We start from the raw sequence: 21,429 nt of genomic DNA, 5'->3' as shown, positions 1-21,429 counted from the left end.
TGGGCAGTTCTATTCGTCGTTGGAGGCCCCAATGATGGTGGTGCGCACACGCGCCACGCTGGGCCGCGGAGGGACGCTGCTGAAGCCGAACGTGACGGCCGGCCGGATGGGGGAGAGCGTCCCGGCATTGGCACCTTCCCAGGTGACGACGGCGGAGGCCAGGTGGTGCAGGTCGGTCACCCCATAGAACTCCGCCCTTCCACTGCCGGCAGTTCCGTACGTGCGGGCGCCGGGTGCCGCGAGGGCAGCGAACGGGTTGACCGCGGCGAGCCAGCGGGGATGGACGGCAAGGCGCCGGGGTACTGCCCGCAGCGCTGCTCCCAGCAGGGTCCTCGCACCGGTGACGGCCCGGATTGCCAGCGGGCCGGCGTCGACCGTCAACGTCTGATCGGTGAGCGAGGCACCAACGTCCAGCACCCGCACGTCATCAAAGTTGTAGGTGGCTGAGATGAAGCCGGCAACGTCCGGCGTCGGTGCCAGCAGCAGCCGGTGTCCTGAAGGCTGTTGCACCATGACGTCGGCGAACGACCCAAAGGGGGAGTCCTGCCAAATCCCGACGACGGCGCGCAGCCCGGAAGCAGTGCCGATCCCGGCGATGTGCCCGTCAAATGTCCAGCGGCTGCCCATCACGCCACTGTAGCGGGAAGGGTGCGCCTCACAGAGGTCCGTAGGCGGCATTGCCGTACGGATCGCGCCAGACGGCCAGGTCCTCCTCGACTGCCCTCCGAAGGCTCGGGTTGGTTTGCACCCGTAGGCGGAACGACTCCCGGGCCCTGCCCAGGACCGCCGACGGGACGATGATGCACGCGACCAGCAGGGCCAGGAGGAGCACGTAGATGCCCACCACGATTGTGACCTCACCGGCACCCTTTGCCACGGCCGAGGGCAGGGCGAGAATCATGATCCCGCCCAGAATGGCCCCCAGAAAAGACACCATGGCGATGCCGCCCCGGGAGGATCCCGGACCACGGGTGATCAGGACCCTGTCGGACCTGGGCAGGACGGCCCGGACCCGTCTCCACCCGACCAAGCCCAGCACCATCAGCACAGCCCCCAACGGGACCAGGACGAGCGCGGCCACAGGGTTCCCCGACATCACGGATGTGAAGGCGCCTGCCAGGGCCAGGACGGGTCCGCCGGCGATCGCCCCGCTCCAGCCGGCGGCCACGGTGCCTTGGGCATCCGCCAGTTGGCGCAGCCGGGACGGGGCGTCCGGTGGGCTGACCCGGGCCACTTCCGGGGAGAGCCAATGGTCGAGCGAATGGACAGGCGTGTCGGCGGGAAAAGGAACGGAGTTCGTCATATCGGAAGGAGGCCAATCGTTGAAGCTATCGGGAAGCATCCACCGAAGCCCCCTGCCTAGGCTACGTGCTTGCTCGGCGCAGTCTCCAGGGCCGAGGATGCCCTTCTGGTCCGGCCCAGGCAAGGCCAGCGGACCTGCTGGGATAACCTAGAGCAGTGACTTATGAGATCGAGATCGGCCGTGGCAAGCGTGGGCGTCGTGCCTACTCCCTGGATGACATTGCAATCGTCCCCAACCGTCGCACCCGCGACCCCAAGGACGTCTCCGTCTCCTGGCAGATCGACGCCTACCAGTTCGACATGCCGGTAATTGCCGCCCCAATGGACTCAGCCATGTCCCCGCAGACCGCCATCGCGCTGGGCAAGCTCGGCGGGCTCGGCGTGCTGGACCTGGAAGGCCTCTGGACCCGGTACGAGGATCCGCAGTCGGTTCTCGATGAGATTGCGGCGCTGGAGGACGAGACCAACAGCCCCGCCGTCACCGGTCGGATGCAGGAGCTGTACCAGGCGCCCATCCAGCCCGAACTCATCACGTCCCGGCTGGCCGAAATCCGGGAAGCCGGCGTCACCGTGGCCGGGTCCCTGACCCCGCAGCGCACCCAGGAGCACTACAAGACCGTCCTGGCCGCCGGTGTCGACATCTTCGTCATCCGCGGCACCACCGTTTCCGCCGAGCACGTCTCCAAGGACCACGAACCGCTGAACCTGAAGCAGTTCATCTACGAACTCGACGTCCCCGTCATCGTCGGCGGTGCTGCCGGCTACACCCCGGCGCTGCACCTCATGCGCACCGGCGCTGCCGGCGTACTGGTGGGCTTCGGCGGCGGCGCAACCACCACCACGCGGCGCGCGCTGGGCATCCACTCGCCCATGGCCTCAGCCATCTCCGACGTCGCGGCCGCCCGCCGGGACTACATGGACGAGTCCGGTGGCCGCTACGTGCACGTAATTGCCGACGGCGGCATGGGCACCTCGGGCGACATCGTCAAGGCAATCGCCATGGGCGCCGACGCCGTCATGCTGGGCAGTGCCCTGGCCAGGGCAGAAGAAGCGCCGGGCAAGGGCTGGCACTGGGGCCAGGAAGCCCACCACACCGAACTGCCGCGCGGGGACCGCGCCAACGTCGGCACTGTGGGTCCGCTGGAGGAGGTCCTCTTCGGACCCGGCCACCACACCAACGGAACGTCCAACCTCATCGGGGCCCTGCGGCGCTCCATGGCGACCACCGGCTATTCGGACCTGAAGGAATTCCAGCGGGTCGACGTCGTCGTATCTCCCTACGAAGGAAACTAACGCACAGGTCAGGGCCGGGTGGGCACCACCCGGCCCTGCCCAAGCACGCCACTTGCAAGTAGTGTGGGTTTACTACCGGCACTAGAGGCACTGGAGGCGTTCAATGAAGAGTGTTCCTGCAAACGGCGGGGTCCTTGGCCCCGAAGCCAGGGAAGCATCCATCCAGCGGCTGCGCGCCACCACGGAACCCGGCCAGGAACTGGACATCCTGATTGTCGGCGGCGGCATCGTCGGCACAGGAGCCGCCCTTGACGCCGTGACCCGGGGGTTGAGCGTCGGCATCGTCGAGGCCAGCGACTGGGCTGCGGGAACGTCCTCCCGGTCGTCAAAACTCATCCACGGCGGCCTGCGCTACCTGGAAATGCTGGACTTTGCCCTGGTCAAGGAAGCCCTGCAGGAACGCGGGCTGCTCCTCTCCGAGATTGCACCCCACCTGGCCCGGCCGGTGCCGTTCCTGTATCCGCTGACCAAACCCTTCATCGAGCGGCCCTATGTTGGTGCCGGCATCGCCCTCTATGACGCCATGTCAGTCTCCGCCGGCCACAGCCGCGGCGTCCCGTTCCACAAGCACCTGAGCCGCCGCGGCACCCTGCGCGCCGCGCCCAGCCTGAAGGACGACGCCTTCGTCGGGTCCATCCGGTACTACGACGGGCAGGTGGACGATGCCAAATACTGCGCCAACCTGGTCCGTACCGCTGCCTACTATGGCGCCCATGCCGTGAACCAGATGAAGGTGGTGGACTTCCTCCGGGAAGGCGAACGGGTAGTCGGTGCCAAGGTGGAAAACCGCGAAGATGGGACCCAGTTCAGCATCCGCGCCAAGCAGGTCATCAACGCCACTGGCGTATGGACCGACGAGACCCAGGCCATGGTGACCGACCGCGGCCAGTTGCGCGTCCGTGCCTCCAAGGGCATCCACCTTGTGGTTCCGCGGGACCGCTTCCAGTCCACCGTGGGGCTGATCCTGCGCACCGAGAAGTCCGTGCTGTTCGTCATCCCGTGGGGGCGGCACTGGATCATCGGGACCACCGACACCGACTGGCACCTGGACAAGGCCCACCCCGCCGCTTCCAGCAAGGACATTGACTACGTCCTGGAACACGTGAACCAAGTGCTGAAGCGGCCACTGACCAGGGAAGACGTTGAAGGGGTCTACGCAGGGCTGCGGCCGCTGCTTGCCGGCGAAAACGACTCCACCGCCAAGCTCTCCCGCGAGCACGTGGTGGCGCATCCGGTCCCCGGACTGGTGGTGGTGGCGGGCGGCAAGTGGACCACTTACCGGGTCATGGCCAAGGATGCCGTCGACGAGGCCACCCGCACCATGGACGAGCGGGTGCCGCCCAGCTGCACCGAGACCATCCCGCTGCTGGGTGCCAGCGGTTTCCGGGCTGCCTGGAACCGCCGGAACCGTACCGCCGAGGAATCCGGGGTCCACGTGGCGCGGATCGAGCACCTGCTCAACCGGTATGGGTCCATGACGCCCGAAGTCCTGGAAATCATCGGGCAGAATCCTGAGCTGGCTGAGCCCATCCCCGGAGCAGACGACTACCTGCAGGCGGAAGCTGTCTACGCCGCCACCCACGAAGGTGCCCGCCACGTGCAGGACGTCCTGACCCGGCGGACACGGATCTCCATCGAGGCCTGGGACCGCGGCGTGTCCGCCGCCCCCGTTGTCGCTAAACTGATGGGTGACGTCCTTGGCTGGAGCGAGGCGCAGCGCGAAAACGAAGTCCGCCACTACCTTGCCCGCGTGGAAGCGGAACGCCTTAGCCAGCAACAGCCGGACGACGAATCCGCAGACGCCGCCCGCCTGGGCGCGGAAGACATCGTGCCCTTGCGTTGAGGGGCCGCTAGCCCCACTGCTGACCGAAGGGATACGCCTTGGCGGAACCACTGGACCCGTATGACGCCCACCTGACCACCGCCGACATGGTGATCCTGGAAATGGAGGCGAAGGACAAGACCGACGCCACCAACCAACTGGCAGAGCGGCTGTACGCCGCCGGGCGGATCTCGGATCTTGACGGGTTCCTGACGAATGTCAATGCCCGGGAGCACCAGCTGGCGACGGGGCTCCCGGGCGGCATCGGATTGCCGCATGCCCGCAGCGAATTCGTCTCCCAAACCTCCATCGCGGTGGGCATTGCCAAATACGGCCATGCGCTGGACTTTGGTGCCGCGGACGGTCCCGCCACGGTCATCCTGCTGATTGCCACGCCAGCCAGCTCCTTCTCGGACCACTTGGAAGTGTTGGCCACCTTGGCCCGGTCGCTCTCCAAGGAATCATTCCGGGAGTCGCTGCGGCGGGCCTATGACGCCGAAGTGATTGCCGAACTCATCAATTCCAGCCTGGTGTTCTTCGACCACTAGGCACCGCTGGGGCGGACCGTCCCGTTTCCGGTCCGAATGCCCAGGCGTTTAGTTGTTCTACAGAAGTACGAAGTACGGTTAAGACGTGTGGAAAACAGCCCTTAAGCCCCGATGGATCGCAGGCTTTATCTTCGCGATCGTTATCTCCGGGGTCTTCGTGCTGCTGAGCCAGTGGCAGTTCGGCCGCTCCACCCAGCCCGAAGTGCCGGTCAACCCGGCTTCCGAACAGGTCCAACCGCTCACAAACACCCTGCAGCCAGGGGAGTTCTTCCACGGCAGCGTCGCAGACCAGATGGTCACGGCACAGGGAACGTACAGCCCCGACAAGCAGGTCCTGGTTCCGGGCAGGCTCCACGACGGCAAAAGCGGCTACTGGGTAGTGTCCGCCTTCGCCGTCAACGGAGCCCCCACCCTGACCGGCGCGGGCGCATCTCCCCAGACCTGGATCCCGGTGGCACGCGGGTGGGTGGCCCAACCCGGGGACGCGGCAGCACCGCCGTCGGGCGTTGTTGAACTCACCGGGCGCCTCCTGCCATCGGAGGCACCGGTGGCAGGGAAGGCACCGAAACCGGGGGAGGCCTCGGCTGTTTCCGTCGCCGAACTCATCAACTACTGGGACGTGAGCAGCTACCCGGGCTTTGTGTCCGCCACCGCAGAGGTGGTGGGCGGCCAGGACCTCAGCGCCTCAGCCGTCCCTGGAAAACTCCTGCCCCTGAACATCGGGCCACAGCCCCCTGAACAGCACATCAACTGGCTGAACCTGTTCTACTCCATCGAATGGGTCGTCTTCGCCGGCTTCGCCTTCTTCATCTGGTGGCGCCTGGTCAAGGACGACTACCACCGCGACCTTGAGGAAGCCCTTGAGGACGACGATGAAGCCCCCGCAGGCGGGCTCCACGAAACACCGCCTCTTCCACACGGGCCTGAACAGCAGCAGCCTGACCAGCACCAGCAGAAGGTACAGCCATGATTGATCCGAAACCCGCCACTCCGTCCCCGCAGGCATCCGGCGGCAAGACTTCCCCCAAGAAGCGCCGCTTCGGCGGTACTGAGGCGCAGATCCGGTCCGCCCTGAAGTTCTACAAGGTCATGGCCTACCTCACCGGAACCATGCTGCTCCTGCTCTGCGCCGAACTCGTGGTGCGGTACGGCTTCGGGCAGTACCTGTTCGCGGGCGGCACCAACGCCGTAAGCGGCCAGCCCTTCGGCTTCGGATTCGCCGACGCCGAGCCGGCCGGGGTGATCAACGGCGTCAACGTCTCCGTCACGGTGCTGATCGTGCACGGCTGGATGTACGTGGTGTACCTGATCTCCAACTTCCGGCTGTGGTCCCTCATGCGCTGGCCGTTCCTGAAGCTGGTCCTGCTGGCACTTGGCGGCGTGGTGCCGTTCCTGTCCTTCATCGTCGAGAAGAAGTTCCACGCCGAGGTGGAGGCCGAGCTGGCCGCCAACCCGCAGGCTCCGCAGCGCTACTGAACCCCTCCGCGGCAGCCCCGCATCGGGAACCGGCCGCCCGCCGTCGGACGTTTGCTCCGTCACAGCGCGGCGTCCCAAGATGCGCCGGTGCAATGGCGCCAAGTAGGCTATTACGGTGACTACTCCCACTGCATCCCAGACTTCCCAGAAGCCGGTGCTGGTTGTTGATTACGGTGCCCAGTACGCGCAGCTGATTGCCCGCCGCGTCAGGGAAGCGAATGTGTATTCGGAAGTGGTTCCGCATACTTACTCCACCGAACAGCTCCTGGCCAAGAACCCCGCCGCCATCATCCTGTCCGGCGGCCCCTCCAGCGTTTATGCCGACGGCGCCCCGAGCGTTGGTGCCGACCTCTTCGAAGCCGGCGTCCCCGTCTTTGGCATCTGCTACGGGTTCCAGGCCATGGCCAACGCGCTGGGCGGCAAGGTGGACAAGACCGGCCTGCGGGAGTACGGATCCACCGAGACCACCATTCTGGGCGAGGGGCGGTCCGTGCTTGAAGGCATGCCCCAGCACCAGAAGACCTGGATGAGCCACGGCGATTCCGTGCACGCGGCGCCCGAGGGCTTCGAGGTCCTGGCCACGACGGCGGGCGCGGAAGTGGCTGCCTTCGCCAACGAGGAAAAGGGGCTCTTCGGTGTGCAGTGGCACCCGGAGGTCAAGCACTCCGCGTACGGCCAGCAGGTGCTCGAGAACTTCCTGTTCAACTGCGCCAAGATTGAGCCCAACTGGACCACCGGCAACATCCTGGAAGAACAGGTGGAGCGGATCCGCCGGCAGATCGGGGATTCCCGGGTCATCTGCGGGCTTTCCGGCGGCGTAGATTCAGCAGTGGCCGCGGCCCTGGTCCAGCGTGCCGTAGGCGACCAGCTCACCTGTGTGTTCGTGGACCACGGACTGCTGCGTGAAGGCGAAGCGGAACAGGTGGAACGCGACTTCGTCGCCGCCACCGGCGTCAAGCTGTATGTGGCCAACGAACAGGAGCGCTTCCTCTCGGCACTGGCGGGCGTCAGCGACCCAGAAACCAAGCGCAAGATCATTGGCCGCGAGTTCATCCGCGCCTTCGAAGAAGCCGAACTGGCCATCATTGCCGAGGCCGCCGCACACGGCGAGAAGATCAAGTTCCTGGTCCAGGGAACCCTCTACCCGGACGTCGTCGAATCCGGCGGCGGCGAAGGTGCCGCGAACATCAAGAGCCACCACAACGTCGGCGGCCTTCCCGAGGACCTGCAGTTCGAGCTCGTTGAGCCGCTGCGCGCCCTGTTCAAGGACGAGGTCCGCGCTGTTGGCGCCCAGCTGGGCCTGCCGCAGGAAATCGTTGGCCGCCAGCCGTTCCCCGGCCCCGGCCTGGGCATCCGAATCGTCGGTGATATCACCAAGGAGCGGCTTGACCTGCTCCGCAAGGCAGACGCTATCGCCCGCGCCGAACTGACCGCGGCGGGCCTGGACAACGAGGTGTGGCAGATGCCGGTAGTGCTGCTGGCGGACGTCCGCAGCGTCGGCGTCATGGGTGACGGCCGCACTTACGGCCACCCCATCGTGCTGCGTCCCGTTTCCTCTGAGGACGCCATGACCGCCGACTGGTCGCGCCTGCCCTACGACCTCCTGGCCAGGATTTCCAACCGGATCACCAACGAGGTGGACGGCGTCAACCGGGTGGTGCTGGACGTCACCAGCAAGCCGCCGGGAACCATCGAGTGGGAATAGCATCCTAAGTGGCCGGCCTCCGCCAGCGGGGGCCGGCCACTGCTTTTCCCCAACGAATCCTCCGCAATTTCCCGTGCTCCAGTGTTGCGGTCGCTCAAGTCCGGCGCCGAAGCGGCTACTCTCGAACCTATGCCGGTATGGTCCAGGGCGTCACGTGCAAACGCAGAAAAGAAGGCAGAAGTGTCAGTTGGTCAAGGCCACCCGGAGGGCTCGGAAGAGCTTCGTAAATGGCTGTCCGGGCTCAAACCCGTCACCGGCGCGGACACAATGCTGCGCTTCACCAAGACGCCCGAAGGTTCAATCGACCTCACCTCGGCACACCCCTCCGGACTCGCCCAGCTCATGGCCGGGCGCCGCACCCGCCTGTCCACCCTGATCCGGGACCGGCAGCAGTACGTGGTGGCGGCCAGGGCTTCGCGCAACATCCGGTCCAAGATCTTCGAGCTCGCCAACGACCGCGGCATCGACGCCGGGTACCTGTCCGCGGGAACGGTGGTGTGGACCTCCGCCGTCGGAGGTAAGCCCCAGCGTGTCTCCGCCCCCGTGATGCTGACCGCCATCTCCCTCACGGTTCGGCCGGGGGAGGACGACTTTGAACTGCAGCTCACCGAGCAGGCGCAAATTAACCCGGCACTGGTGCGGCACCTGAAGAACATCCACGGCATCGTTTTCGACGTCAACGCCGTGACCCGCCTGGCCTACAGCACCGCCCGGTTCGACCCCCAGCCCGTCCTTGACCGTCTGGCCACCCTGATCCGGCCCATCCACGGAGCGGAAACCCAGCACAACCTGCTCGTTTCCACCTTCGCCGATCTCTCCGGCAACCTGGACGACCCCTGGATCAACGACACCCACCCCATCGTGTCCGCGCTGGCCACCGCCGCCGGCGGCGAGATGGTGGACGTCGAGGAACCGGACCCGTCCCGCTTCCCGAACCTGGACAACCGGCCCCCCAAGGATGAGCTGCTCCTGCTGGACGCGGACACGGACCAGCAGTATGTGATCGACGCAGCCCGCGCCGGGGACTCCCTGGTGGTCAGCAGCCCTCCCGGCACCGGCCAGACCCAGACCGCTATCAATACCATCGGCGCCCTGGTGGATGCCGGCAAGACAGTGCTGGTGGTGGGCGACCGCCGCGCCAGCCTCAACGAGGTCTCCGGACACCTGGAGTCGCTGGGCCTGGACTCCATCCTGCTCCAGCTCACCGGGAACGTCACGGCCCAACAGCTGAAGGGCCAGCTGGTCCGGGCGATCGTCCGCAACGAGAAGTCGCTGGAACCGCAACTGGGGAACCTGCACAACACCCTCACCGAGCACCGGCACGCGCTGATGGACCACGTGGCATCGCTGCACAACGTCCGCGAACGCTGGGGCTGCTCGCCGTACCAGGCCATGCAGTCCCTCGCCGAGCTCACCTCCATCCACCCGGCACCGGCCACCACCGTCCGGCTTAAGCGCAGCGTGCTGGACAGCATCCGGGACCGCGAGGAGCTCGCCGGCCGTCTGCGCCGGGCTGCCGAGCTGGGCAGCTTCAGCAAGGCGGCCACCACCAGCCCCTGGCACGGCGCAAGGTTGCTGACCCGCAAGGAAACCGAGGAAGCGCAGGACCTGGTCCGGTCTGTGGCCAAGAGCCTTCCCATCCTCCGCGACCGCATGGACGCCGTTGCCGAGCACGCCGAAATCCGCCTGGGCGAATCCTTCGCCGAGTGGGGCGAACAGCTGGAACTGCTGGTCGCCGTGCGCGGCAGCCTGGACAAGTTCACCCCGGACATCTTCGACCGCCCGGTGACGGACCTGATCTCCGCCACCGCGCCGTCCTCGTGGCGGCGTGAGCGCGGCATCGAGTTGACCGCCATGCAGCGCTCCAGGCTGCGCCGGGTGGCCAAGGAATATGTGCGCCCGGGCGTCCACATCGCGGACCTGCACTCGTCCCTGCTGCTGGTCCAGGAACAGCGGGCCCTGTGGGCCGGATACGCGACCACGCAGCGGCACCCCGCCGTTCCATCGGGCCTGGCGGAAATGAACGCCATGTACCGCTCGCTGGACAAGGAGCTGGCGCAACTGGGCGAGGCCCTGCGGCATACCGAAGACGGCGGGTCACTGACCGGCGTTCCCTACCGGCAGCTGATGGAACGCCTGGAACGGCTGGTGGCGGACACCGACACACTCAAAACGCTGCCCGAACGCACGCTCCTCATTGAGAGCATGCGCGAACACGGCCTCGGTGAACTCCTTGCCGATCTTGCCGAACGGGAGGTGCACGAAGGATCGGTCGCGGCCGAACTGGAACTGGCCTGGTGGCAGTCCGCCCTCGAGGCAATGATCAGCGGTGACGACTACCTTGCCATGTCCGACGGCGACGCCCTGCGCCAGCTCGAGGCAGAGTACCGCCTCGCGGACAACGCGCACATTGCCAGCGGCGCAGCCCGGCTGCGGTGGGCCCTGGCGGAGCGGTGGCGCACCGCCATTGCCGCCCAGCCGCGGCAGGCCGGCCTCCTGCGCAGCCTGCTCAAGGACGGGCGGGTCTCCCTGCCCGCCCTCACCGCACAGGCTCCGGACCTGATCGGCACACTGGTTCCCGTCTGGTCTGTCAGCCCCTACCTCATGACGGGCCTGCTTCCAGCCGAACAGCACTTCGACGCAGTGGTGATCCTCGATGCGGAGGCCACCTCCCTGCAGGCGGTCCTGCCCTCGATTGCCCGTGCCCGGCAGGTCATTGCCTTCGGCGATTCCCGCATTGCCACGCCGCGGACCTTCACGGTGGGGGTGGAGCGGCTGGCGCCCGGAGAATCGGCGCACCACCGTGTGGAAAGCGCCTTTACCGCGCTCTCCGCCGTCCTGCCGGTATGGCAGCTCAACGTGGTGTACCGCGCGGTGGATGAGGACCTGGTCCTCCAGCTGAGCAAGAGCTTTTACGACGGCGGCCTGCGCCGGCTGCCGGAAGGGCAGTCCGCCACGGGGCTGGACCGCTCCCTGCTGGTTGAGTACCTGCCGGACGGCACCGGCCTTCCCAGTGCCGACCACGAGGGGGTGGAATCCGTCGTGGCAGAGGTCAACCGCGTTGTGGAACTGGTCTTCGAGCACGCCCGGATGCGTCCCCGGACTTCCCTCGCCGTGGTGACCGCCAGCCTCCGGCATGCGGCCCGGATTGGCGAGTCCATCCGGCTCCAGCTGTCCAACCAGCCCGGCCTGGCCGGATTCTTCGGAGCCGGCCCGGAGTCCTTCCGGGTGGTTGACCTGGAACGCGCCCAGGGCCTGGTCCGTGACCACGTCATCTTCTCGCCGGGATTCGGGCGCACCCCGCACGGCCGTGCACTGCACAACTTCGGGCCGCTGTCCGCGGAAGGCGGCCGGGAGAAGTTCGCCCTGGCCATGACCCGGGCACGGCGCTCCCTGCACGTGCTGACCTGCTTCCGCCCGGAAGACCTGGACCACACCCGCCTCACTCATGGCGCCGTGGACCTGTACACGCTGCTGGACCGGGAAATCTCCGGCAACACCGACCTTGGTACCCCGGCCTCCCGCGCCGCTGCCAGCGAACAGGCACTTGGGGCGGACCCCCTGGTAGCGGATCTGGGGGACCGGCTCCGCGCCCGCGGGGCCAGGGTATGGCACCAGTACGACGGCGCCATTGACGTGGTCGCCGCGGCCGACCCCCTGAACACCATGGGCCAAGACGACCTGGACCTGCCCCGGCCTGTGGCCATCGAGTCCGACGGCACCAAGCAGTACCGCGCCATGAGCGTACGTGAACGCAGCCGGCTGCGCCCGGAACTGCTGGAACGCCTGGGCTGGCGCTACATGCCGCTGTGGACCATTGAAGTCTTTACCGACCCCTCCACCTGCGCCGACCGCATCGCCGGGTACCTGGGACTTGAGAACATCGTGCTGCCGGGCAGGAGCACCACCTCCACGGGATTCCTTGACGACGACGTCCACCAGGCGCTCAATGGAATCGATACTGCACCATCCGCCGCCTCCTACCTGCCGGGCGGGGCGGCCGGAAACCTGGACAGCGACGGGGACCGCCAGGAAGCCGGGACAATCCGGCACAGCGCCGACGGCAACTCGGACGCGTCCGGCGCGGACCGTTCCGGCGCCGGTTCGGGTCACCACGGCCAGGGCAGGCGCTCGGGCAGCCCGAAAATCGAGGAGTCGGACCCCGTGAGCAACGAAAACCCGAGTAAGGAAGACAGGGCCGGGAACGCCGGGCCCGAGGAAGATATGCACCACGATCGGAACAAGAACCAAGAGACTGCACCAGGTGCTGGCCCTGCCTCCTCCGGGGACGCTGCGGCATCCGCCCCGGCCGCACGCACAGCACAGGGTGGCAGTGAGGAAATCCTTCCGAGCAAGGCTGCTGAGGACGATGCCCGCAGCTGGGGTGACCGGGAGGACGACCATGACACCTGGTTGAAGGAACAGAAGCCACCGCACTGGGGCTGACCGCACTGGGGCGGACCGCGGCGTCCGGAGGGACCCGGCGCAGGGGATCGACTACCCGGTGTCCGGTTTCGGCCCGGTGCGGCTGGCTGATGTTACGGCGGGCCGACCAGGACGAAGAACAGCCGGCCCTGGGTTGAGGCTCCGGCCAGGCGCGAGGATTGTTCCGCGTTGGCCGCCACCACAATCAGTCCATCCGTTTCGGTGGTGCCCAGCCATTGCCCGCCCTGGCCGCCGTTGTTTGAAGTCCATAGGACGGGGACGGCAGATGCCAGGACCTGGGAGGGACCCTGCTGGTCAAACCCGTTGGCCGATGTCAGCACCACGTTGACCAGCTGGCCGGGGGAGACCAGCTGGATGGATGCGGCGTCCGCCATGCGGAGGGGAACCGCCGCTGAACCGGGCGGAGTGCCTGCGAGCAGTCCCGGACCGAGCAGTTGAGCGTCCGTGAGGAGTTGGCCTTTGCGCACGGGTGCGGCCAGTTGCTTGCCCGCTGCGGCGGCGTCATCCTGCAAAAAGCCGTCGGCCACCATTCCCGGCGGCACCTGGAGGTGCGCCAGATCTGCTGCCGTCACGGCGGTCCCGGCGGGAAGATCCCGGGCTGCGGCCAACGCCGTCACAGTGGCGAGCGGGGGAGGAGTGAGCTGCTGCACCGTAAGGGCTGCAGCTGCGCATAACAACAACGCGGCAACAAGCCTGCGGTTGCGGTTCAGCCACCCGGCGAGACGTGCCCCCGGGGAACGGTCTTTACCGCGGCGTGCAACGTTTCGGGGGCTGGCGGGAGGCCGGTAACGGTCGCGGCGACGGCGGGGAAGTCTGGACATGCGCCCACGCTAGTTGCGGTAAACGCACCTGGGGAGCCGGAACGAACGCTATGTGGACAACGGCGGCCGGCGCTGGAACGCGCCGGCCGCCGTCGTACTTAAGACTTATGCCTGTCTAGCTGGCTGCTGCAGCCGGCGCCGAAGCGGCGGGGGCAGCTGCGGGCGCAGCCGGGGCCGCGGCCGGCGCCGGGGAGACGGAGCTGCCCTTGGAATCGCGCGAGTCGGTGCGGTAGAAACCGGAGCCCTTGAAGACGACACCCACGCTGTTGAACTTCTTGCGCAACGTACCCTGGCATTCAGGGCAGGACGTCAGGCTGCTGTCCGAGAACGACTGGACAATGTCGAAGGCGTGGCCGCAATCCTTGCAGGCGTAAGCATATGTTGGCACTGGTGCTCCTCCTCTTGGGCAAACGAGAGGTCCCGAGCTGCCACCTGGTAAACCATTAGCAGTCGCAGGGCCTGAGTGCTAATTCTATCACTGCCCCCGGACGGCCCGGGGTCAGGCGCCGCCCGTGAGCGGCTGGTACCCGGACGGCGCAAGGACCGCCGGCACCGGCCGGTCGAACTCCTCCGCAGGAATCCGTCCCGCAGGCAGCAATTCATCGTCGTAGATAACAGCGGCCAGCGGAATTTCCTTCCCGGCCGTGGCAAGATGCCCCAGGAACTTGTCGTAGTACCCGCCGCCCTGGCCGATCCTGTTGCCGGCACGGTCCACCGCGGTGGCGGGAATGAAAAGGACTGCCGCCCCGCCTGCCGTTTCAGGCCCGTGCCGGGGTCCGGCGGGCTCAAGGATGGGCGCATACTTACTGCGTTCGAAGCCTGTTTCCGGCGTCCAAAACACCCAGCTCAGCTCCCTGCCGGGTTCGCACACCGGAAGCAGCACCTTGTGCCCGCTGCTGTGCAGGGCATTAATGAGCGGCAGGGTAGGCGGTTCCTGTCCCACGCCCAGGTACACGCACGCAATGCCGGGCCGGCCGCCGGTGACCGTCCCGGCCCAGGCATTGCCGTGCACAGCCAGGGCGCTGCCTGCCGCTTCCAGTTGCGCCGGGGTCAGCCCGGCGCGCCGGCGCCGGTGGGCGGCCCGGATATCGTCCTTGACCGCGTTCGTCTCCTGCAGCATGGTGTCCTTCCTGCGTTGCCAGTACTCTACGGCTTCTGGCTGGATGCCAGCCTGCCGCGCCGATGGTTACTGAAATGCTTGACGCTGACGTTAGATTAGTCCGGTGAACACCAGTAACCCCAGAGTCCGCAAAGCTGTCATTCCCGCCGCGGGCCTTGGCACCAGGTTCCTGCCCGCCACCAAGGCGATGCCTAAGGAAATGCTTCCCGTCGTGGATAAGCCTGCCATCCAGTATGTGGTGGAGGAAGCGGTCCATGTAGGCCTCAACGACGTTCTGATGATTACCGGCCGCAACAAACGCGCCCTGGAAGACCACTTCGACAGGGTGCCCTCCCTTGAATCGACGCTGGAGGACAAGGGAGACACGGAAAAGCTTGCATCTATCCAGGCGGCCAGCCAACTGGGCGACATCCACTACGTCCGGCAGGGCGACCCCCACGGGCTGGGACACGCGGTACTCCGGGCAAAGCAGCATGTAGGCAACGAAGCCTTCGCCGTCCTGCTGGGGGATGACCTGATTGATGCCCGCGACGAACTGCTCAGCACCATGATGGACGTGCAGGCGAAAACGGGAGGGTCCGTCGTCGCGCTTATTGAGGTGGAACCCTCGCAGATCAGTGCCTACGGCTGCGCCGACATTCAGGAGATTGACGGCGAAGGCTACGTCCGCGTCAACCGGCTGGTGGAGAAGCCCACACCGGAGGAAGCCCCGTCCAACCTTGCGCTGATCGGGCGCTATGTCCTGCACCCGGCCGTGTTCGAAGTCCTCGAGCACACTAAGCCGGGACGGGGCGGTGAAATCCAGCTGACGGATGCCCTCCAGGAACTTGCCTCCGGTGATGCCGAGGGGCACGGCGTCTACGGAGTGGTCTTCCGCGGCCGCCGCTACGACACCGGAGACAAGCTGAGCTACCTCAAGGCCTGCGTCCAGCTGGCCGTCGACAGCGAAGATCTGGGTCCGGGCCTGCGGGAATGGCTGCCCGGCTTCGCCGCCGGCCTTTCCCGGTAACCCCGTGCGCACAGGTCCCATTTGGCCGGTCACCCTTGAATGCGGCGACCTGGTCCTGCGGCCCATCCGGTACCGCGACAAGAAAGAATGGACCGAGGTGCGGTCGCGCAACAGCCAGTGGCTGGCACCGTGGGAGGCGTCCAACCCGGACCCGGCAGGTGGCCTCCCTGACTACCGGCACATGGTCCGCTCGCTCAATATCCAGGCTGCCCAGGCCACTGCACTGCCTTTCCTTATCACCGAATGGCAGCCGGGGCTTCGGAACCCCGCCATCGTGGGACAGTTGACAGTGTCCTCCATCGTCTGGGGTTCGGCCATGATGGCCACCCTGGGGTACTGGGTGGACCAGGACAGGGCAGGACGGGGGATAGCGCCCACCTCAGTGGCGCTGGTAACCGACCACTGCTTCAGGGCGCTCGGCCTGCACCGGATGGAAATCAATATCCGGCCCGAGAACGGACCAAGCCTGCGCGTGGTGGAAAAACTGGGGTTCCGGGACGAAGGGTACCGGCCCCGCTTCCTCCACATCAACGGCAAATGGGCAGACCACCGCTCCTTCGCCCTCACCGCGGAAGAAGTCCCGGAAGGCCTGTTGGGTCCCTGGCTGGCATCGCGTCGGTCATAAATCAAACGGTTTGCCCACAGGGGCACGACACACCCTTGATAATGCGGCCTGAGCAGGCATGATGCTCATACGGTTTTGAGTGTGGACTTCCCCCTTAGCAGCTCAGTGATCCTTGTGGTTGCCGTCGCGCTCTGGATTGTGTGGGTTGCCCCCTACGTCCTCCGGAACCGCCGGCACCAATTCCAGCCTGCCGGCGATTTCCTGGCAGACGCCCCCGCCGATGAAAGGCCGGATCCGCACCCCGGCCTGGTCCTGAACGTCGCCGCCCAGCAGGAGAAAGCCATGGAACCCAGGAAGAGTGCCGCACCCGCTGCAGGCACTGCAAGCACCCCGCCCCCGGCCAGGTTCCGCGTCCGCTACGGCCGCACGGCCCTGGCCCTTGTGGGGCTGCTGTCCCTGGTCACCGCTTTCATCTCGGGCGTGCTGCTTCCGTTCGGCGTCGGTTCGCCAGCTCTTCCCCTCACCTGCACCCTGTTGACGGTCGCGTCGGTGGCACTGCTGCGATGGCTCGCTGTCCGCGACCGCAAAGCGAAGGTGAACGCCGCCTTCCGCTCTGCCATGAGTGCCCCGGCACGCCGCCCGGAAGACGCCGTCGTTGTACCTGCCAAGCCGGAGGTTGCCCCCGTGCTGCCGGAAAGCACGCTCTTCGATGCGGAGGCGGGCCAGGCGAAGGTCAAGCCGCTGACGGCCGTAGAGCTGCGTGAAGCGGCCCTCGCCGTCGCTGTGGCTGCCGGTGACACCAGCGCAGCGGCTCCATCCGTCATTCCCGTGGGCACGCCCTGGGAGCCGGTGGAGGTTCCCAAGCCTGTTTACGTGGAGGCGGCCAAGGCTGAGCGCCCCGAGCCGGAGCCGCTGGAGCTTCCGGAGGCGCCCAAAGCAGTCGGGAAGCCGTCCCTGAAGAAGGGCGCTGCCGGCGCACCGTCAGCCGAAGCCGGCGAAGCGGAGCAGTTGAGCGCCCAGCAGTTGTCCAAGGCCCAGAGCGCACTGAGCAACCTCGACGACGTCCTCCAGCGCCGCCGCGCATAAGGCACGGCAGGGGAGCCCGCATTCCCGGCAGCTGCCCGCGCGTCAATTGGCGTTAGGGATGGAAAATTTGTAGCCTAGGGACACCGGTTCCGCACCAGCCTGGAACACCTTCCAGGAGGCAGCCAGTTCCGGGGCTATAGCTCAGTTGGTAGAGCGCTTCGTTCGCATCGAAGAGGTCAGGAGTTCGAATCTCCTTAGCTCCACATCAAAGCCCGCTGGAAACAGCGGGCTTTTTTCGTGCCTACCTGCCCGATGCTCCGAATCCGGTCCGCGAAACGCTGGGCGATGCCCGTCCCATTCCCACAGCTCAGGCCTAGAGTGGGCCCATGGGAATCATCATCGGCCTTCTGGTCCTCTGGCTCATCCTGTCCATCCTCGGCTTCGTCGTGAAGGGCCTTCTCTGGCTCGCCATCATCGGCCTGGTCCTCTTCGTTGCCACCGGCGTCTGGGGTTGGCTGAAACGCAGGACCAACGCCTGACAATCACCGCCTTCCGGACCGTTATTGGGGCCGGTAGGCGGCGGTCATCAACCGCCCAAGGACCCTGGTCTTTTCGAACTGGCGGCGGCACGTTGGCTCCATGGGCCTTGCAGCGAAGCCGGGCGGCCTGACGCCGCTGGTTCCTCCGATCCGGCGTAACCTTGCCGCCAACCACGCCCTGCACCCGGACCGTCCGTGGATACGCGTCATCCGGGTCCTGGCAGGCCTGATCGTTCTTGCCGCAGTGGTCCAGAAGACCGTGGATGCCACCCTGCCCGGCAACGATGTGGACATCCCCCAGCTCTATTCGGAATTCACCGTGCAGGGGAACCTCGTTTTCGGTCTTGTCCTGATCATGTCAGGAGTACTGCGGCGGGGCGTGCTGCCGCCCTGGTGGGACCACGTCTTCGGGGGACTGGTCCTGTACCTGGTCATGACCGGGATCATCTACGTGGTGCTCGTGGCTCCGCCGGGGGAGCCCTGGTGGACCCTGGACCTGTATTGGCCACAGCTTGTCCACCACCGCCTGGCCCCGCTGGTGGCGGCCCTTGACTGGGCCCTGGTCACCCGCACGGTCCGCGGCCCCTGGTGGCGGCCCGCTGCGTGGCTGGGCTACCCCGTAGTGTTTTTGGCCTTCTCGTGGATCCGGGGCGGGCTGGACGGGTGGTACGTCTATGACTTCCTTGACCCCACCCTCGACGGCGGCTGGCCCAGGGTGCTGGTGGCCACCGGGCAGGTCCTGGCCGCCTTCCTGGCAGTGTCGGTCCTGGTGCATGCCGCGGGCAACGCGCGGGCGGCGCTGGCAGCCGGAAAGGCTGCGGGGGCCAGGATGCCTAGATCCAGCCCTTCTTTTTGAAGATCCCGTACATGAGGGCCCCGGCGGCAACCATGAGGACCAGCGCGTAGGGATAGCCGAAGGCCCAATGGAGCTCGGGCATGTTGTCGAAGTTCATCCCGTAGATCCCGGCGACGAAGGAGGGCGCGAACAGGATGGCCGCCCAGGAGGAGATTTTCTTCACCTGCTCGTTCTGCTCGGCGCTGGCCTCATTCTGCCGGTTCGCGGTGAGGGTTCCGTCCAGGGTCAGGGCGTTCTGCAGCAGGTCCCGGAAGGAATCCGCCCGGGAAATCACCCGCTCAACATGGTCCTCCACATCGCGCAGGCTGTGCCGCAGGTCGCCTTCAACCTGGTACTTTTCGAAGCCCCGCTTGAGCTGGTCCAGCATCTCCGGCAGGGGATGGATGGCCCGCTGGAATTGGATGACTTCGCGCGCCAGCTCGTAGATCCGGCGGGACACTGAGGAGTCGCCGCTGAACAGCTGGTCCTCGATCTCGTCAATGTCGTTCTCCAGCCCTGCCACCACCGGGGCGTAGTCGTCCACCACCCGGTCCAGCAGGGCGTACAACACCGCTTCGGGGCCATGCTGGAGGAGATCCGGCCGTGACTCCAGCCGCCGCCGTACCGTGGCCACGCCCGCTGTTTCGGCATGCCGTACGGTCACCACGAAATTCTTGCCCGTGAAAACGTGAAGTTCGCCGAACTCCACCGTCTCGTCCTCGTCCAGGTACCTGGCCGGCCGCAGGACCGTGAAGAGGTTGTCATCGTAACGCTCCAACTTGGGCCGCTGGTGGGCCGAAACGGCGTCCTCCACCGCAAGGGCATGGAGCCCGAATTCGGCGGCCACTGCAGCCATCTCCTCAACAGTGGGCCGGTAAAGCCCGATCCAGGCCATTCCGCCGTGCCGGGCCAGGGTCTCAAAGGTCTGCTCCAGGCTTTCAGGCTCCGCGTGGCGGACGCCGTTGACGTAGACGGCGTTATCGATGATGGTCATTCAGGAAATCCTAGCGGCCGAAGCTGCACCGCTGCTGAGGCCGCTGATGAGGGGCTCCGTCCGGTAAGGGATATGCGTGTGCAGGGCGAGTACCGTTTCCGTCCGGATCACGCCTTTGATCCTCAGGACCTGCCGCAGGGACGCTTGAAGGTTATGGGTGTCCGTGGCCACCACCCGGCACCAGACATCGCCGCGGCCGGAGATTTCGTGGACCTCCAGGACCTGCGGAATGAGCCTCAGCGCCGCCACGACCCCGTCGAGCTCCCGGTGGGAAACCTCGATGGTGACGAACGCCACCACGTCATAGCCCACTGCTTCCAGGTCGACTTCCCGCCCGCCCGGGCGCAGCACCCCGGCGCGCAGCAGGCGGCGTACCCGCGACTGCGCGGTGTTGCGGGCAATGCCCAGGGACTCGCTGATTTCGCCGATCTGGACTCGGGGGTCCCTGATAAGGGCCAGGAGGATCTTCAGGTCGGTAGGGTCCAACTTGTTCAAAATCGTCACTCTCCATCAGGTTGGAAGTCGGAAGTTGATAATTCTGGTCAATTATCCCCGTGAAAACCGATGGATCGCGCAGCCCTACCGCATTCTTGGAGCATCAAAGTTGTATCCGCGCGCAGGCTCCCACAAGGACAACCTGCCGCGACGATCCCTAAGGCGGCACATTGACGGTCTTCAGTGAACTGCGCATGCGTCCGGCAACGGCGGCGTCCAGTGGATGGAATGCCTCCACCACGGCGCGGCTGGTGATATCCGGCGCGGCCATCTTCCTGCTCCTGGTAGGTGCCAACCTTGCCACGCCGCTCTACCCGCTGCTGCAGGCCAACCTGGGGCTCTCCAGCCTCGAGGTGACCGCAGCTTTCGCCAGCTACGTCCTGGCACTGGTGGGAACCCTGCTGCTGGCCGGCCACTGGTCTGACCATATCGGCCGGCGTGCTGCACTCCTGCTTGCTGTGCTGACCGGGCTGGCGGGCGGCTGGATCTTCGCGGAAGCGGCATCGCTCGCCGCACTCTGTGCCGGACGTGCCCTGCAGGGAATGGCTGTTGCGCTCGCCACCGGGGCAAGCGCCGCTGCCCTCCGGGAGCTGCTTCCGTCCCGCCCGGAGTGGGCATCCCGCTTCACGCTGCTGGCCTCGTCCGGGGGAGTGGCCGCGGGCCCCGTTATCGGCGGGCTGCTGTCGCTGCTTCCCGGCCCCACCACCGCCCCGTACGTTGTCCACTCGCTGCTGCTTGCCGGGCTCCTGGTCCCGCTGTACCTGGTCCGTGCCCGCCCGGCCATCATGGCGCCCGCCGTGTCCCGTCCGATGCACGCGCTTGCACCGCGCCGGCCGTCCGTTTCACGCCAGGCGAGGGGCGCTTTCTGGCTGGCGTCCGCCGTCGGCTTCCTCAGCTTTGCCGTGTTTGGCTTCTCCCTGTCCCTGGCGCCGGGCTACTTTGCGCAGGTCCTGGGCACGGAGTCCCGGCCGCTGGTTGGCGTGCTGGCCGGCCTTCCCCTGGCGGCGTCAGCCCTGAGCCAGCTGGTCACCGTGCGCGGCCGCCTGACCCTCCCCGCGGGCCTGGCCGTCCTTGGCGTCTCCGTCATCCTGCTGGGGGCCGCCGGCGCCTGGCACAGCCCCCTGTTGCTGGTTGGGGCCGCCGTTACGGCGGGGCTCGGGCAGGGCCTGGCATTCCGGATCGTCTTCAACGACGTTGCGGACAGGGTGGAGCCGTCCCGCCATGCCCAGATCATCAGCACCGTCTATGTCATCACCTACCTGGGGAGCGCAGTGCCGGTCCTGGGCCTTGGCTGGGCCAGCGCCGCGTTCGGAATGGCCCCGGCCGTCCAAGGCTTCGTCCTGCTGTGCGGCGCAGCGGCCCTTGTCCTGTCAGCCTGGACATTCACCGCCTCCGCCGTCCGGCGGGGAAAGTAACGCCCGGCCTCCCTGCGT

General features: G+C 66.7%; 20 protein-coding genes and 1 tRNA gene. 14 read left to right on the top strand and 7 right to left on the bottom strand.

Annotation, left to right across the window (positions count from 1 at the left end; all coding sequences use genetic code 11):
• Positions 1-9 precede the first annotated feature (9 nt).
• Together ACFO0G_RS02210 and ACFO0G_RS02205 are read right to left on the bottom strand one after the other, a co-directional pair.
• Positions 10-627 carry a hypothetical protein gene (locus ACFO0G_RS02210; protein WP_376976289.1) on the bottom strand — a complete coding sequence of 206 codons (618 nt, stop codon included), beginning with the start codon at positions 625-627 and terminating at the stop codon, positions 10-12.
• A 28-nt stretch (positions 628-655) separates the two neighbouring features.
• Positions 656-1,303 (bottom strand): hypothetical protein, encoded by a 648-nt coding sequence (locus ACFO0G_RS02205; protein ID WP_376976288.1) that lies wholly within the window; start codon positions 1,301-1,303, stop codon positions 656-658.
• Between the two features lie 155 nt (positions 1,304-1,458).
• Between ACFO0G_RS02205 and ACFO0G_RS02200 the strand changes: the two genes are divergently transcribed.
• The 7 genes from ACFO0G_RS02200 to ACFO0G_RS02170 all read left to right on the top strand — a co-directional run bounded on the left by ACFO0G_RS02200 (position 1,459) and on the right by ACFO0G_RS02170 (position 12,592).
• Positions 1,459-2,595, top strand: a complete 1,137-nt coding sequence (locus ACFO0G_RS02200; RefSeq protein WP_142133157.1) for a GuaB3 family IMP dehydrogenase-related protein — start codon at positions 1,459-1,461, stop codon at positions 2,593-2,595.
• Between the two features lie 103 nt (positions 2,596-2,698).
• Complete coding sequence (locus ACFO0G_RS02195) at positions 2,699-4,438, top strand: glycerol-3-phosphate dehydrogenase/oxidase (RefSeq protein WP_286398086.1); 1,740 nt, start codon at positions 2,699-2,701, stop codon at positions 4,436-4,438.
• A gap of 38 nt (positions 4,439-4,476) precedes the next feature.
• Positions 4,477-4,965 carry a PTS sugar transporter subunit IIA gene (locus ACFO0G_RS02190; protein ID WP_286398084.1) on the top strand — a complete coding sequence of 163 codons (489 nt, stop codon included), beginning with the start codon at positions 4,477-4,479 and terminating at the stop codon, positions 4,963-4,965.
• Positions 4,966-5,050: 85 nt separating this feature from the next.
• Positions 5,051-5,935: an SURF1 family protein gene (locus ACFO0G_RS02185; RefSeq protein ID WP_286398082.1), complete on the top strand. Its 885-nt coding sequence runs from the start codon at positions 5,051-5,053 to the stop codon at positions 5,933-5,935.
• Complete coding sequence (locus ACFO0G_RS02180) at positions 5,932-6,441, top strand: DUF3817 domain-containing protein (RefSeq protein WP_286398080.1); 510 nt, start codon at positions 5,932-5,934, stop codon at positions 6,439-6,441. Before ACFO0G_RS02185 ends, ACFO0G_RS02180 begins: the two co-directional genes overlap by 4 nt.
• 115 nt (positions 6,442-6,556) lie before the next feature.
• On the top strand, positions 6,557-8,146 hold the full coding sequence (gene guaA, locus ACFO0G_RS02175) for a glutamine-hydrolyzing GMP synthase (RefSeq protein ID WP_376976287.1): 1,590 nt from the start codon (positions 6,557-6,559) through the stop codon (positions 8,144-8,146).
• 180 nt (positions 8,147-8,326) lie between these two features.
• On the top strand, positions 8,327-12,592 hold the full coding sequence (locus ACFO0G_RS02170; RefSeq protein WP_465251106.1) for an AAA family ATPase: 4,266 nt from the start codon (positions 8,327-8,329) through the stop codon (positions 12,590-12,592).
• A 92-nt stretch (positions 12,593-12,684) separates the two neighbouring features.
• Here the strand turns inward: ACFO0G_RS02170 and ACFO0G_RS02165 are convergent, their stop codons facing one another.
• The 3 genes from ACFO0G_RS02165 to ACFO0G_RS02155 all read right to left on the bottom strand — a co-directional run bounded on the left by ACFO0G_RS02165 (position 12,685) and on the right by ACFO0G_RS02155 (position 14,533).
• On the bottom strand, positions 12,685-13,413 hold the full coding sequence (locus tag ACFO0G_RS02165) for an RcpC/CpaB family pilus assembly protein (protein ID WP_286398074.1): 729 nt from the start codon (positions 13,411-13,413) through the stop codon (positions 12,685-12,687).
• 115 nt (positions 13,414-13,528) lie between these two features.
• Positions 13,529-13,801, bottom strand: a complete 273-nt coding sequence (locus tag ACFO0G_RS02160; protein WP_188570909.1) for an FmdB family zinc ribbon protein — start codon at positions 13,799-13,801, stop codon at positions 13,529-13,531.
• 111 nt (positions 13,802-13,912) lie between these two features.
• A complete protein-coding gene (locus tag ACFO0G_RS02155) occupies positions 13,913-14,533 on the bottom strand; it encodes a 5-formyltetrahydrofolate cyclo-ligase (RefSeq protein ID WP_286398071.1) in 621 nt (206 codons plus the stop codon).
• 103 nt (positions 14,534-14,636) lie between these two features.
• On the opposite strand from ACFO0G_RS02155, the gene galU reads away from it, so the two are divergent.
• The 6 genes from galU to ACFO0G_RS02125 all read left to right on the top strand — a co-directional run bounded on the left by galU (position 14,637) and on the right by ACFO0G_RS02125 (position 18,528).
• Positions 14,637-15,542 (top strand): UTP--glucose-1-phosphate uridylyltransferase GalU, encoded by a 906-nt coding sequence (gene galU / locus ACFO0G_RS02150; RefSeq protein ID WP_286398070.1) that lies wholly within the window; start codon positions 14,637-14,639, stop codon positions 15,540-15,542.
• A 4-nt stretch (positions 15,543-15,546) separates the two neighbouring features.
• Positions 15,547-16,167 carry a GNAT family N-acetyltransferase gene (locus ACFO0G_RS02145; protein WP_286398068.1) on the top strand — a complete coding sequence of 207 codons (621 nt, stop codon included), beginning with the start codon at positions 15,547-15,549 and terminating at the stop codon, positions 16,165-16,167.
• Positions 16,168-16,272: 105 nt separating this feature from the next.
• Positions 16,273-17,193 carry a hypothetical protein gene (locus ACFO0G_RS02140; RefSeq protein WP_286404508.1) on the top strand — a complete coding sequence of 307 codons (921 nt, stop codon included), beginning with the start codon at positions 16,273-16,275 and terminating at the stop codon, positions 17,191-17,193.
• Positions 17,194-17,323: 130 nt separating this feature from the next.
• Positions 17,324-17,396, top strand: a tRNA-Ala gene (locus ACFO0G_RS02135).
• A 123-nt stretch (positions 17,397-17,519) separates the two neighbouring features.
• The gene (locus tag ACFO0G_RS02130) at positions 17,520-17,672 is read left to right on the top strand and encodes a hypothetical protein (protein ID WP_286398066.1); all 153 of its coding nucleotides are present in this window, start codon (positions 17,520-17,522) and stop codon (positions 17,670-17,672) included.
• A 100-nt stretch (positions 17,673-17,772) separates the two neighbouring features.
• Positions 17,773-18,528 (top strand): Pr6Pr family membrane protein, encoded by a 756-nt coding sequence (locus tag ACFO0G_RS02125; RefSeq protein WP_286398064.1) that lies wholly within the window; start codon positions 17,773-17,775, stop codon positions 18,526-18,528.
• Here ACFO0G_RS02125 and corA read toward each other — a convergent pair.
• A complete protein-coding gene (gene corA, locus ACFO0G_RS02120) occupies positions 18,506-19,501 on the bottom strand; it encodes a magnesium/cobalt transporter CorA (RefSeq protein ID WP_142133170.1) in 996 nt (331 codons plus the stop codon). The genes ACFO0G_RS02125 and corA overlap by 23 nt on opposite strands.
• Complete coding sequence (locus ACFO0G_RS02115) at positions 19,502-19,996, bottom strand: Lrp/AsnC family transcriptional regulator (protein WP_286398061.1); 495 nt, start codon at positions 19,994-19,996, stop codon at positions 19,502-19,504.
• A 170-nt stretch (positions 19,997-20,166) separates the two neighbouring features.
• On the opposite strand from ACFO0G_RS02115, the gene ACFO0G_RS02110 reads away from it, so the two are divergent.
• Positions 20,167-21,411 carry an MFS transporter gene (locus tag ACFO0G_RS02110; RefSeq protein WP_286398059.1) on the top strand — a complete coding sequence of 415 codons (1,245 nt, stop codon included), beginning with the start codon at positions 20,167-20,169 and terminating at the stop codon, positions 21,409-21,411.
• The last annotated feature ends 18 nt before the right edge of the window (positions 21,412-21,429 follow it).

It is taken from the genome of Arthrobacter sedimenti (genome assembly GCF_042652025.1).
Classification (GTDB): domain Bacteria; phylum Actinomycetota; class Actinomycetes; order Actinomycetales; family Micrococcaceae; genus Arthrobacter; species Arthrobacter sedimenti.
Note: the sequence above shows the minus strand (reverse complement) of the source record. Positions and strands in the feature narration are given on the sequence as shown.